This is a genomic window from Paenibacillus sp. P36 (genome assembly GCF_045866505.1).
Classification (GTDB): Bacteria; Bacillota; Bacilli; order Paenibacillales; family NBRC-103111; genus Paenibacillus_E; species Paenibacillus_E chondroitinus.
On sequence record NZ_AP038372.1, the window covers coordinates 2025834 to 2039810 of the forward strand.

General features: G+C 47.0%; 10 protein-coding genes. 7 read left to right on the plus strand and 3 right to left on the minus strand.

Going from position 1 to position 13977, the window contains the following annotated elements; all coding sequences use genetic code 11:
• Positions 1-142 precede the first annotated feature (142 nt).
• On the plus strand, positions 143-2275 hold the full coding sequence (gene ppk1 / locus ACKTT9_RS09285) for a polyphosphate kinase 1 (protein WP_407871317.1): 2133 nt from the start codon (positions 143-145) through the stop codon (positions 2273-2275).
• On the opposite strand, the gene ACKTT9_RS09290 is transcribed toward ppk1, so the two are convergent.
• Complete coding sequence (locus tag ACKTT9_RS09290; protein WP_407871318.1) at positions 2241-3776, minus strand: Ppx/GppA family phosphatase; 1536 nt, start codon at positions 3774-3776, stop codon at positions 2241-2243. The genes ppk1 and ACKTT9_RS09290 overlap by 35 nt on opposite strands.
• 300 nt (positions 3777-4076) lie before the next feature.
• Here ACKTT9_RS09290 and citZ point away from each other — a divergent pair, with 300 nt between their 5' ends.
• The 4 genes from citZ to ACKTT9_RS09310 all read left to right on the plus strand — a co-directional run bounded on the left by citZ (position 4077) and on the right by ACKTT9_RS09310 (position 8489).
• A complete protein-coding gene (gene citZ / locus ACKTT9_RS09295; protein ID WP_127457423.1) occupies positions 4077-5189 on the plus strand; it encodes a citrate synthase in 1113 nt (370 codons plus the stop codon).
• A gap of 368 nt (positions 5190-5557) precedes the next feature.
• On the plus strand, positions 5558-6856 hold the full coding sequence (gene icd / locus ACKTT9_RS09300) for an NADP-dependent isocitrate dehydrogenase (RefSeq protein ID WP_407871319.1): 1299 nt from the start codon (positions 5558-5560) through the stop codon (positions 6854-6856).
• 57 nt (positions 6857-6913) lie between these two features.
• Positions 6914-7855: a malate dehydrogenase gene (gene mdh, locus ACKTT9_RS09305; protein ID WP_157322941.1), complete on the plus strand. Its 942-nt coding sequence runs from the start codon at positions 6914-6916 to the stop codon at positions 7853-7855.
• A 205-nt stretch (positions 7856-8060) separates the two neighbouring features.
• Complete coding sequence (locus ACKTT9_RS09310) at positions 8061-8489, plus strand: hypothetical protein (RefSeq protein WP_157322939.1); 429 nt, start codon at positions 8061-8063, stop codon at positions 8487-8489.
• Between the two features lie 76 nt (positions 8490-8565).
• Here the strand turns inward: ACKTT9_RS09310 and yfbR are convergent, their stop codons facing one another.
• Both yfbR and ACKTT9_RS09320 read right to left on the minus strand, forming a co-directional pair.
• On the minus strand, positions 8566-9162 hold the full coding sequence (gene yfbR / locus ACKTT9_RS09315) for a 5'-deoxynucleotidase (RefSeq protein ID WP_407871320.1): 597 nt from the start codon (positions 9160-9162) through the stop codon (positions 8566-8568).
• 17 nt (positions 9163-9179) lie between these two features.
• Complete coding sequence (locus ACKTT9_RS09320) at positions 9180-10322, minus strand: polysaccharide deacetylase family protein (protein ID WP_407871321.1); 1143 nt, start codon at positions 10320-10322, stop codon at positions 9180-9182.
• A 77-nt stretch (positions 10323-10399) separates the two neighbouring features.
• On the opposite strand from ACKTT9_RS09320, the gene ACKTT9_RS09325 reads away from it, so the two are divergent.
• Both ACKTT9_RS09325 and pnpS read left to right on the plus strand, forming a co-directional pair.
• The gene (locus ACKTT9_RS09325) at positions 10400-11950 is read left to right on the plus strand and encodes a fumarate hydratase (protein WP_407871322.1); all 1551 of its coding nucleotides are present in this window, start codon (positions 10400-10402) and stop codon (positions 11948-11950) included.
• 138 nt (positions 11951-12088) lie between these two features.
• Entirely contained in the window at positions 12089-13885 is a 1797-nt protein-coding gene (gene pnpS / locus ACKTT9_RS09330; protein WP_407871323.1) for a two-component system histidine kinase PnpS, read from the plus strand.
• The last annotated feature ends 92 nt before the right edge of the window (positions 13886-13977 follow it).

Genomic DNA, 13977 nt, shown 5'->3' on the forward strand with positions numbered 1-13977 from the left:
TGTAACATGAACATGGATAAATACGGAAACGAACATCCCTTTACAAAATCTTAATATAATAGTGGAGGGGGATCTGCATTGTCGGTATTCCAGACACATAGTACAATGAAACCATAAACTAGATAATTTAATTGGAGGCTTTATGAGTATTGCGCGAGAACCCGATCTGAAGGAAGTTAAAGAGCTCAAGGAACAAAAGGAACTCAAAGAGATTTCGACCAAATACTTAAATCGTGACTTAAGTTGGATCGAATTCAACTGGCGAGTTTTGGAGGAAGCTCAAGATCCAAGCACTCCACTGCTTGAGCGTGTGAAATTTCTGGCTATCGTATCTAGCAATCTCGACGAGTTCATGAGTGTTCGTGTTGCAGGTCTGAAGGATCAAATTAAAGCTGGATATACGAAAAAAGATTTTACCGGCTACACACCTGCGGGGCTAATCAAACGGATTATGAAACGCACGAACAAAATGGTGAATGAACAGTACAAAACGTATCGTGAAGTCACGAGATTGTTGACGAGAGAAGGCATCGTGTTCACCGAATACGAGGACTTGAATACGAGTCAGAAGAAAGCGATGGATGCTTACTACCACGATATTATTTTTCCGGTATTAACGCCGATGGCCGTGGACCAGAGCCGACCGTTCCCACTCGTACATAATCATTCTGTCTATTTGGCTGTCCTGCTCATCCGAGAAGGCGATGATCCGGATGATGAGCCGTATTTTGCCATTGTTCAAGTTCCTAGCAATTTATCCCGTTATATCTCCGTACCTTCACGGCCTAATAGCAAGAAACAGGAATTTATTCTACTTGAAGAATTAATGGAGCATCACATACAATCGTTGTTCAGCGGCTACATCCCGATATCGGTTCATGGCTTCAGGGTGACTCGTAATGCCGATCTAACGCTCAATGAAGAAGGGGCGGAAGATCTCCTTGAGGAGATCGAGAAAGAGCTAAGACGCAGGCGCTGGGGCTCTCCTGTACGGCTTGAGGTTCAAGAAGGCATTCACCCTTATGCGCTTGCCCAATTGCAGGAAGAGTTCGAAATCGAAGAACAGACCTTTGAAATTGATGGGCCGCTCGACATCACTTATTTTATGAAACTGGCGAATACGCTGAATGGTTTTGAAAATCTTCGATACCCGAGGGTGAACCCTAAATATCCGGTGGAATTTGAGGATGAGGTGGATTTCTTCGAAGTGCTGAAGCAAAAGGATGTCCTCGTTCATCACCCTTATGAAACTTTTGATGCCGTGACGGATTTCATTGTCCATGCGGCTTATGATCCAAAAGTACTTGCGATTAAAATGACCTTGTACCGGGCAAGCGGGAACTCGCTGATTATTCAATCCTTGGCACGAGCCGCGGAATCCGGCAAGCAGGTTACGGTGGTTGTGGAGCTGAAGGCGCGTTTCGACGAAGAACGGAATATCGCTTGGGCGAGAATGCTGGAAAAGTCAGGCTGTCATGTCGTTTACGGACTTGTCGGGCTTAAGACACACGCCAAAATTACCTTGGTCGTACGTCAAGAAGAGAATACCCTTCGCCGATATGTGCATGTGGGGACAGGGAACTATAATGACAATACAGCCCGTCTCTATACAGATGTAGGGCTTTTCACCTCCAATAGTATCATTGGTGAGGATGCTTCGGCGTTGTTCAACGAAATTACCGGCTACTCGGCTCCGCATGACTGGCAGTCTTTTGCCGTAGCTCCTACAGATCTTAAAGATAAGCTGTTCGAGCTGATTGAAAGGGAAGCGGCCCATGCGAGAGAAGGCAAACCGGCGAAAATCATAGCCAAAATGAATTCATTGTCGAATCAGGAAGTCGTGGATGCGCTGTATGCGGCGTCGCAAGCAGGCGTGAAGATTGAATTAATTGTTCGCGGCGTCTGCTGCTTACGTCCAGGAGTTCCTGGACTTAGTGAGAATATTACGGTGCGGAGTATCGTAGACAGGTTCTTGGAGCATTCACGGATTTATTATTTCCAAAATGGCGATCTCGTTGATGTTTATTTATCCTCCGCGGATTGGATGACACGGAATTTGACGCGTAGAATTGAGTTGATGTGTCCAGTTATTGACCCGCAGATGAAGAAAATGATGATTTCGATTCTGAACGTCAGTCTGAATGATAATGTGAAAGCCAGAGAGCTTATGTCTAACGGCATGTATGCCAGAATAAAAAATGAACTGACCCCTTATCGGAGCCAGTTCGAGGCCATGAAAATTACGTCTTGGAAAAAACTCCAGCTTGAATCTTAAGTTTGAGGCCCCACGCTTTTTCGAAATCTTTGGTTATGGCTGCGAGCTCTTTTAACTCTAAAATCGGGTTGTGTACGCAGAGCAGTTTAAGCGTCAAGGACGTATCGGATCGTGTAACGACCAACTTTTGAACAGGCTGAGTTTCACTGTGATCCAGCGCAGTTGCAAGCTTTAGAAGCGTGCCTAACTTTACAATCAACATCTCGTCGGATTCTTTCAACAAATCCTTGTAAGCAAGGGATTGCTGATGGGTCCGGCTTTTTGTTTTGTACGTCGCGATGAGCGAGCAGATCACGATCTCACGATGCGTGAGCCCATCGATGCGGGCATTTGCCAGCATATACTGCGTATGCTTTAGATATTGATAATAGTGTACACTGACACCAATACGATGCAGGAGCGCGGTAGTGTGAAGATAACGCCAACTGCCTTCTTCAAGGTTCGCATGAACCTCAAGCTTGTCATAGAGCAGCATGGCAAGCTGGTCGACGCGTCGAACATGCTTCTCCGCTCCATTGGGATGAAGGCACAGCAAGTTGTGGATGCTGGCTTCCAGGACATCCTGCTTAATAGGGTGCTTGGGATCGAACATCTCGAAGAATATACCGTCTCGCAGTCCTGAACCGCTGACGATGCACTGGGAGGCATTTGCAGCTTGGAACAAGGTATCTAAAATAAGAAGTCCCGGCACGATAATATCGGAGCGTTCTTTGGATAGGCCGTCGACTTTCTTTCTCTTTTCGATGGGAAGGGACGACAGCAGGGTGACGAAGGATCGAAGCTCTCCGGGCTTCAGTTCGTAGTTATGCGCAAGCTGCAAGGAGTACTTCGAGCGTTTCTGGCTCATTTTGCCGAGCGTTCGAATCGTACCGCCGAGTCCGATCATCGGCAGATTCGGAGACTGGGTAATCCAGGGATGGTCGGCGATCGCCTCTTCAACCATGCGACGAATATCGGCTGCCCCTTGTTCCGTGAGATTCGCGTTTTTCATAAATTGATGAGTTGTGTTCACGGCACCGAATGGAAAGGACACACTGTTCATCAGCTTCCGATCGCGCAGTAAAGTTACCTCTGTGCTGCCGCCGCCAATGTCGATGACGAGAGCGTCCCGAATATCGATGGTGTTGATGACTCCCAAATAGCCATAGCGCGCTTCTTCCGATCCGCTGAGCACTTCAATCTGCAGGCTGGTCTGTTCCTCAAGGACACGTACGATCTCTTCTGAATTGACCGCGTTGCGAATGGCTGCAGTTGCTACGGCTCTAACCGTTTGAACTTCATGTACCCGGCATAAAAGCGCATAATGCGAAAGAATGGGGACAATAGAAATAATATCTTTGCTATGTAAAATGCCATCATAACCGATGCGCTCGCTGAGCCTTGCGGAATCCTTGTGTTCGCTTACTACCCGGTAGGCTCCCAGCTCATTGATTTCATAAATCACAAGTCGTATCGAGTTGGACCCGATATCGATGATGCCGATTTTTGTGCCGCTGCTCATGTATTTGCTCCTTTATCCGAGAAATCACTGATACTTTGCCTACATTGTATCAAGGGAAGGGCGACTCGACAAACTTTTGCAAATTTCTTGTATAATTCGGGGAAATAAACAAAAACTTGTAGCGTGTGTTTTTCGTTGTGAAGCAAAATAAAATGGCTTTTTTGTGTCAAAAAGATTCTTTATGGTAGTGATAATGAAGTTTTATGTCCTCTTTTGTTCACTTACCGAGTAAAATACTTTATTATTAAAGTTAGGAAAAAAGCAATTTTTTGCTAATAGAGTAGCTAAGGAGAGATTCCAATGACTGCAACCAAAGGTTTAGAAGGAATTGTAGCCACGACCTCGTCGATTAGCTCCATTGTAGATGGAGTGTTAACATATCGCGGGATTGATATTGATGACCTCGCAGAAAATGCGACATTTGAAGAAGTAATTTATTTGCTTTGGTTCGGCAAACTCCCTAACCAAGCTGAGCTTGAGAAACTGCAAAGCGACCTGAACGCTTATAGCAAGGTGCCTGATGCGGTGATCAACCAGTTGAAAACATTCCCGAAAGATGTTAATTCCATGGCTGCGCTTCGCACGGCTGTTTCCGCTCTTGCTCTGTACGATGAAGAAGCGAACGACCTGAGCCAAGAATCCAACGTTCGTAAAGCGATCAAATTGCAAGCGCAAATCCCTGGCATCATTGCAGCTTTCGCTCGTATCCGTGAAGGTAAAGAACCGTTAGCTTCCCCAGGATATTCTTCCGTAGCGGCTAACTTCTTGTACCAATTGACGGGCAAAGAGCCGGACAAAGTTGCGATTGAAGCTTTGGACAAAGCGTTAGTGCTTCACGCTGACCACGAACTGAATGCATCTACATTCGCGGCACGCGTAACAGTTGCTACACTTACTGATATTTACTCCGGTATTACTTCAGCTATCGGCACGCTCAAAGGACCTCTTCACGGTGGTGCGAACGAAGCGGTTATGGCTATGCTGGAAGAGATCGGTACTGTAGAGAACGTAGTTCCTTACATTAACGGCAAATTAGAGCGTAAAGACAAAATCATGGGCTTCGGCCACCGTGTTTACAAAAACGGAGATCCGCGTGCGAAGCATTTGCAAAAAATGTCTTACGAGCTTGGCAAATTGACTGGCAACCTGAAATGGTATGAAATGTCCGTCAAAGCGGATGAACTGGTGACAGGACTTAAAGGCTTGAAACCGAATGTAGACTTCTACTCCGCTTCTGTCTACACAACACTTGAAATCCCGCGCGACCTGTTCACACCGATCTTCGCGATCAGCCGTACATCCGGTTGGACTGCACACATTCTTGAGCAGTACGAAAACAACCGCTTGATCCGTCCTCGCGCTGAGTACACAGGCCCGGTTAACCAAAAATACATTCCGATTAGCGCTCGCTAATTCGTTTGAATTAGATGTAAACTCAAGGTGCGGGCAGTTCGGTACCAAAGCTTCAGGGACTTATGCTCCCCGGGGTGTACCGCAACTCCCGTCGCTTTTTGTGTGTCTGCCACTCTTCTGCCTCTACTACGGTGACGAGTTGCATTTGTGTAAAGGGTACTCTTTGTAGTAACGTAACTAGTGGAGTGCTTGGCAGTGCCTGGAGAAACGTAGTGCCCGCCTTTATAATCGATTTATTTACATATGAAAATTGTTCAAAGAAAATGGATTATAACAAGCGGTCGGAAGGGACTGCCATAAGCATGCAGCGTATTGCACCATAGTTAACTCATTAATGCTATTTTAAACAAATCTTAGGAGGAACTATCATGCCACAATTCGAATCTTACGAACTGCCAACAGAAGGTCAAAAAATCACCATCGAGAATGGCGTTCTGCAAGTACCTAACAACCCAATCATTCCTTACATTGAAGGTGACGGTACAGGTCCTGACATCTGGGCGGCTTCCGTACGCGTTCTTGATGCTGCTGTAGAGAAAGCTTACAAAGGCGAGAAAAAAATCGCTTGGTACGAAGTTTTCGCAGGTGAGAAAGCTTTTAACAAATTCAACAACTGGTTGCCTAACGATACACTAACAGCTATGCGCGAATACATCGTTTCCATCAAAGGACCTCTGACTACACCAATCGGTGGCGGTATCCGTTCCCTGAACGTTGCGCTTCGTCAAGAGCTTGATCTATACGTGTGTTCCCGTCCAGTTCGCTACTTCAACGGCGTACCTTCACCGGTTAAACGTCCTGAGTTGGTTGATATGGTTATTTTCCGTGAAAACACAGAAGATATCTATGCAGGTATCGAGTGGGAAGCTGGTTCCGATGCGGTTAAGAAAGTAATTTCCTTCTTGCAAAACGAGATGGGCGTTAACAAAATCCGTTTCCCAGAAACTTCAGGTATCGGTGTAAAACCAGTATCTTCTGAAGGTACAGAGCGTTTGGTACGCGCTGCAATCGAGTATGCAATCAAACATGGCCGTAAAACGCTAACTTTGGTTCACAAAGGCAACATCATGAAGTTCACAGAAGGCGCGTTCAAAAACTGGGGTTACGAGCTGGCTGAGCGTGAATATGGTGATAAAACATTTACATGGGCACAATATGATCGTATCAAAGAAGCAGAAGGCGCTGAAGCAGCTAACAAAGCTCAAAAAGATGCAGAAGCTGCTGGCAAAATCATCGTAAAAGATGCGATTGCTGACATCGCGTTGCAACAAGTATTGACACGTCCAACTGATTTTGATGTTATCGCAACATTGAACTTGAACGGTGACTACCTGTCTGATGCACTTGCTGCACAAGTAGGCGGTATCGGTATCGCTCCAGGAGCAAACATCAACTACTTGACTGGTCACGCGATCTTCGAAGCTACACATGGTACAGCTCCTAAATACGCAGGTCTTGACGTTGTTAACCCAGGTTCCGTTATCCTTTCCGGCGTTATGCTTCTTGAGCACCTTGGCTGGTTGGAAGCAGCTCAATTGATCTACAAAGGCTTGGAAACTTCGATCAACAACAAAACCGTTACTTATGACTTTGCTCGTTTGATGGATGGCGCAACTGAAATTAAATGCTCCGAATTCGCGAATGAAATCATCAAAAACATGGCTTAATCATTTTTAACGCTCCAAGGGTACGATAACTAATCATTATTAGGAGGCACATCTCAAATGGCAATCCGTCGTAATAAAATTACTGTTGTCGGTGCAGGCTTCACAGGAGCAACAACTGCTCTTATGTTAGCTCAAAAAGAACTTGGTAATGTTGTTCTTCTAGATATCCCGCAATTGGAAAACCCTACAAAAGGGAAAGCGCTCGACATGCTCGAAGCTGGCCCGGTTCAAGGTTACGACGCTCAAATCACTGGTACTTCCAGTTATGCAGATGCAGCTGATTCCGATATCGTGATCATCACCGCTGGTATCGCCCGTAAACCGGGAATGAGCCGCGATGATTTGGTAAACACGAATGCGGGTATCGTGAAATCCGTTTGTGAAAACGTAAAAGAAGTGGCTCCGAACTCCATCGTTATCATCTTGAGTAATCCAGTTGATGCAATGACTTATGTTGCCTATCAAGCTCTGGGCTTCCCGAAAAACCGTGTAATCGGCCAATCGGGTGTACTGGATACAGCTCGTTACTTGACGTTCATCTCACAAGAGTTGAATGTATCGGTTGAGGACGTTAAAGGAGTTGTAATCGGCGGACACGGCGATGACATGGTTCCACTTGTTCGTTACACTTACGCAGGCGGAGTGCCAATTGAGAAGCTGATTCCAGCTGACCGTATTGAAGCCATTGTACAACGGACTCGTACGGGCGGCGGGGAGATTGTTAACCTGCTTGGTAACGGTAGTGCATACTACGCGCCAGCAGCGTCCCTTGTGCAAATGACCGAAGCTATTTTGAAAGATAAAAAACGTATCATTCCTACAATCGCTCTTCTTGAAGGCGAATATGGCTATGATAACTTGTTCATGGGCGTTCTGACTGTCCTTGGTGGGAATGGTATCGAGAAAATTATGGATATCGAACTGACTGAGGCAGAAAAATCAGCTTTGGACAAAACAGCAGCCTCTGTTCGCAGCGTAATTAAAGTTGTAACAGGCTAATTGGATAACAAACGAAGAGTCGGTCTCCCTCAAGGGGATTGGCTCTTTTTTTGTTGAATGCGCTAGTTATGACAGAGTTGGTCACATTTATATGGAGATATGGTGAAAAAGAACAATTGTTGACATCGCTTTCTTGTCCCAAAGAAAGGTATTCGGTATACTTAGATAAGAACGATTCTAATTCAAAATTGCGGAGGTTATTAGAATGTATCAAGTCATGATTTTTTTACATGTACTTAGTGCCTTGCTGCTTGGCGTATACGTCGTGTTCCCGTTCATTGTGGGACGTGCCGCAACGTTAACTGGCGCTGCATTAGAGGGTTTTATGGGGCTGCTGTCTACGTTAAATCGCATTGGACAATTTTCATTAATTGTGACCTTCATCACGGGCGGAGCTATGGTTTCCAAAGTTGATGCATCTGTATTGTGGATGGTGCTGGCAGTTGTTTTACTGCTTATCGTGGGAGCTGTGACTGGCATGATCGGCGGAAGAATGAAGAAGTTGGTAGCTAACGCCAAGGCAGGAAACAGCACGGCAACCGATGCTGCGAAAATCAAAACATTCAGCTGGATTGCAGCAGTAGCTGTAGTAGTTGCTATTTTATTCATGACGAATCCTCAAATATTGGCTTAATGACTGAAATAAAGGGGCTGTTTCAAACGCAGAGATTTTCTACGTTTGGAACAGCCCCTTCTTCATTGTGGAATGATTATTCTCCTGGACTTGGATTAAGCGTAATTTCGTCCAGCGTTTTCTCAAACGAAGCGCTCATATGTTCAAGGAAATAATCCACTTCCGGCATATTCATTTTCTTCAAGCTTTCTAGAATTTGCTGCTTCGCAACGACGAATTCGCGGTTGCCAGTGGAAAGCTCTGTTAAGCATTTGATGTAAGCCTCGAGCAAGTCGGCAGCTTTCACCCAACGGTAGAGCTCAGGATCCGGTTCCTGGATCAGCTTGCGGTAGATGTCGCTAATTTCTGGCGGAATCGTCTGAATGAGCCGCTCTACTGCGACATCTTCAATTTCGCGGAAGTTGCGAAGGATCTGCTCGTTGTTGTGTTTGACGGGCTGAGGGATATCGCCCGTTAATACTTCAGACGCATCGTGGAACAATGCGATAGAAACAACGCGATCCGTTGGGACATTGCGGCCATAGACTTCATTAGCGATCGTACAAAGCATATGCGCGATCGTGGAGACGTAGAAAGAATGCTCAGCTACGTTTTCCCTGCGCATGTTCCACATGAGGCTCCAACGATCGATATATTTGAGGCGGTACAAATAGGCAAAAAAGTGATGATTCATGAGGTTCCTGTACTCCTTCAGTTTGATTTCACGCTCGGCACCACCCGCGCAGCCACCGTTCCGGTGGACGGGGTGTAGACGAGCGGAAGCTCGATCAACGCGCTCAAATCCTCGAGCGCGATCGTGACCTGCCCGTGCTCGCGGAGCACGGGCTCCTTCAGCTTCACGCGCGCCGAGCCGCGCGTGGCCTCAGCCGCATTCACCTGCAGGGTGAATGCCTCTTGCCCCAGGCGGAGGCGAAGCGCTCCGCCTTCTGCACTTGCGCTGCCGCCGAGCTGCGCTACGGCAGCGGCCGCGTCAACGCGCAGCGGGGCGCTGCCCGGCTGCGCCTGAATGCGGCGCTGGATCGAGCGGTCCAGCAGCTCCGGCGTGATGCCGGGGCTGCCCGCGTTGATCCGCGGGATCAGCAGATGGTCGGCGCTGCGCGTCGCCATCTCGGGGGAGATCGTGAAGGCGTAGCGGATGCCCGCCTTCTGAATTTGTTCCGTCGCCGCAGGCGACGTGATGCCGTATGGATACGCCATAACGTCGAGCGGCGCATCCGTAAGCCCCGCAAGCTTGCCGACGCAAGCTTGTGTATCCTGCAGCACGCGCTGCTTGTAGGCGTCGTCGTTTTCTCCATCCATGCGGCCGACAAGTGCAGCATCGCCGCTCGGCAGCTTGTTATGCAGGCTATCGGTGTGGCAGCCAATATCGATGAAGTTCGTCGCATGGGTCATTTCACTGATCTGCTCTTTGGACATCGAAGGAATATAGGATGCCAGCGGATCGGCCAAATCATGCGTGATAACAAAATTGACAGCGGGAACTCGCAAGCTTTTCAAAATCGGATAGGCCCCGGTATAAAAGCTTTGATACCCATCATCAAACGTCACAAGGACTGCGTTGGAAGGTACTGTGGCTCCAGCCAAATATTGCTTGAATTCATTCAGGGAAATAAAATGATAGCCTTTGCTTAGTAAATACTGCAGCTGATTTTGAAACAGCGAGGATGTAATGGTGCTGGAGCTTGTATCCGTTTCATGAATATGATGATACATGAGGACAGCAACTTGATCCTGATAGTAGATATCTTGAGATCGCTTAGCGGAGAGCGGCGTAAGCAGAAGCGTGAGCCCTATCAGACTCAGCAGAATCGTGATCCCGATTCTTTTGGACATGTCAGCGTAACTCCTTATATGGTATAATAGTTTGTAATGATTATTATTTGTTAAGTCGAGAGGAGCCATTTTTAGTCATGCAGCATTTTTATCAAAGCGTCTACGATCTAATTGTCGAAACGTCCACAAACCTTCCGGGTGATGTACGTCGTGCGGTACAAGCCGCAACCGAAAAAGAAGACAAAGGAACTCGCTCAGCGCTCTCCTTATCCCGTATTGCCGATAACATTCATATGGCGGAATGCAATGTCTCTCCGATTTGCCAAGATACAGGCATGCCAACGTTTATTATACACTGTCCGGTTGGGGCAAACCAAATTATTATGAAGAAGCAGATTCTTGAAGCCGTTGCTAATGCGACCAAAGCAAGCAAGCTTCGTACGAATTCGGTGGATTCCTTAACAGGCGCCAATACTGGCGACAATTTGGGACCTGGAACTCCGGTTATTCATTTTGAGCAATGGGAACGCGATGAAGTCGAAGTGAAGCTGATCCTTAAGGGCGGCGGTTGCGAAAATAAAAATATTCAATACAGCCTGCCAGCTGATCTGGAAGGCGTAGGCAAAGCCGGGCGCGATCTTGACGGAATCCGCAAATGCATCATGCATGCCGTGTACCAAGCACAAGGACAAGGGTGCAGCGCAGGCTTTATTGGCGTTGGTATTGGCGGCGACCGGACTAGCGGTTACGAGCTGGCGAAGCATCAATTGTTCCGCCATGTTGATGACGTGAACCCGCATCCTGAGCTTCGGAAAGTTGAAGAGTATGTGATGGAGCATGCGAATACACTGGGAATTGGTACAATGGGCTTCGGCGGGCAAGTGACATTGCTAGGCTGTAAAGTTGGCGTGGCCAACCGTTTGCCAGCTAGCTTCTTCGTTTCCGTTGCCTACAACTGTTGGGCGTTCCGCCGTCAAGGTGTGCTTCTTAATCCCGAAACTGGCGAAATCAACGGCTGGTCGTATCCGAGAGGAAGCGAAGTCTCCTTCCAGGAAGCTTTTGAGGCGAGTGCGGAAGCTGCGAAAAATGTGAAAGAAGATGAGCGTCGCGAGATCGTCTTGACGACTCCGATTTCCGAAGAACAAATTCGCAGTCTGAAAGTTGGCGACGTGGTCGTTATTAACGGTACGATGCATACAGGACGCGATGCGCTGCACAAATATTTGATGGATCACGATGCTCCGCTTGATTTGAACGGTGCGGCGATTTACCACTGTGGACCGGTTATGAGCAAGGATGAAGCCGGCGAGTGGCATGTGAAGGCGGCTGGCCCGACGACAAGTATTCGTGAGGAGCCTTACCAAGGCGATATCATCAAGAAGTTCGGGATTCGTGCAGTTATCGGAAAAGGCGGAATGGGTCCGAAAACATTGGCTGCTTTGCAGGATCATGGCGGTGTTTATTTGAACGCTATTGGTGGCGCAGCGCAATACTACGCTCAATGCTTTAAGAAGGTAGAAGGCGTTGATTTCATGGAATTCGGTATTCCAGAAGCAATGTGGCATTTGGAGACAGAAGGTTTCGCAGCTATCGTTACCATGGATTCACATGGCAACAGCTTGCATGCCGACGTTGAGAAAAACGCATTTGAGAAGCTGTCAGCGTTGAAAGAGCCTGTTTTTAAATAAGCTTAACGGTTATTGCTTTTGCACTTTTTCATCTTTACAATTAAATAACTGGATTTGGTACGGGAGAAAGGGTTACTATGTAGAGTAGCCCTTTTCTCTTTGAATTCAGACTTGATCTATCGGAGGCAAGATAAACAGATGACGAAATTCCGTGCCAAACTAACATTTATTTTGATTGTATTGATTGGTTCATCCATGCTGCTTGCCGGTATCTTTATGGCAAAGGTGCTTGAGGATTCTCATGTCAAGTCCCTGGAGGAGAATATGGAGCGCGAGCTGCATGTCCTTGTCGCTACGGGGGATTGGGGCAGGATGGGATCAGAACCTGAACTTGTATCTTATTTCTCCGAACAAGCCAAACGGATTAAAGCAGCAACGAATGAACGGCTGACCTTTGTTCGTGCAGACGGCAAAGTGGTCGGGGACTCCGATCAAAACCCAGAGCAAATGGACAACCATTTAACTCGTCCGGAAATTGCTGAAGCTGCTTCTAACGGTGTAGGTTACGCTACGCGATACAGTGATACCCTGAATGAGAAGATGCTGTACGCCGCCATTCCCGTGAAGAATGAGTCGAAGGTCACAACCGGCTTTTTACGCATTTCGTTGAGCCTGGAACAAGTGGATAATTCAATCCGCAGCTTGTGGTATTTTCTGATTGTCGGTTTGATGATCTTATTCGTGATCGCCGGTCTGGTTAGCTATCGAATTGCGAAGGGGATTACACATCCGATTGAGAAAATGACGAAAGTCGCCCAGCAAATCACAAATATGAATTATGAATCTCGTGTTCCAGCCTATAGCAATGATGAAGTTGGGCAGCTGGGGCAGGCCATCAATCGGATGTCCGAAAGCTTGCAGCAGCAAATGGCGCGGATTCAGGAGAATGAACGCAGACTCCAAGGCGTTATGGAAAATATGCTGAGCGGCATTATGATGATTGACCGAGAAGAACGGATTATGCTGTTAAATCCTTCAGCTGAATACATTTTGGGCTTTTCTTCACAGGAACTATTGGGGAAAAGATATAATGAAGCCAAGCAGCAGTTTGAGTTTACGAAGCTGATTCAGGAATGTATAGAGACGCGCGAATCCATCCGTGACGAAATGATTTTTTATTATCCGGCCGAGCGCATTCTGGATATTCATTTAAGCCCAATTGCCCATGAAGACGAGGAATGGTCAGGGGTACTGATCGTGATTCATGACATCACGGCTGTTCGCAGACTTGAGCGGATGAGAAGCGAATTTGTTGCGAATGTATCCCATGAGCTCAAGACGCCGATTGCCGCAGTCAAAGGTTTCGCTGAGACACTGCTGGCAGGGGCGCTGAATGATAAGGAAACGGCGGTATCGTTCCTGCAAATTATTTTTGATGAGAGTGAACGGTTGAACCGGTTGATTGGGGATATTCTCGAGCTGTCCAAAATTGAATCCAAGCGGATTCCAATGAATTTTTCGCCGATTTATTTACCTGAGTTTCTGGAAAGATCACTTAACGTGTTAAGGAAAGAAGCCGAGAAAAAGCATATCGAGCTGGGGTTGCAGGTTGATGAAGATATGTATATTGAAGCGGATGAAGATCGCCTGCGCCAAATTATTATCAATCTTCTCTCCAATGGTATTGCGTACACGCAGGAAGGCGGCAAAGTCAAGCTGCGGATCGAGCCGCTTGATCCGAATAGCGAAGGCGATTACGAGCGTCTGCGTCTAATCGTCTCCGATACCGGCATGGGGATACCGAAGAAGGATTTACCGCGTATTTTTGAACGCTTTTACCGGGTAGACAAAGCTCGTTCGCGAAGTTCAGGTGGAACAGGACTGGGCTTATCCATTGTGAAACATTTGGTTGAGCTGCATAAAGGGACCATTCGCGTGGATAGCGAGGTTGGAGTTGGAACGAGATTTACCATTGAATTGCCAGTCATCCACTAAATTATATGGCGAAAATGCAACATTTACATTCACGTAGCAAAATTGTGTTATTATATGGATGTGCAATGTTAATAAACTGTAAATACGGGGGA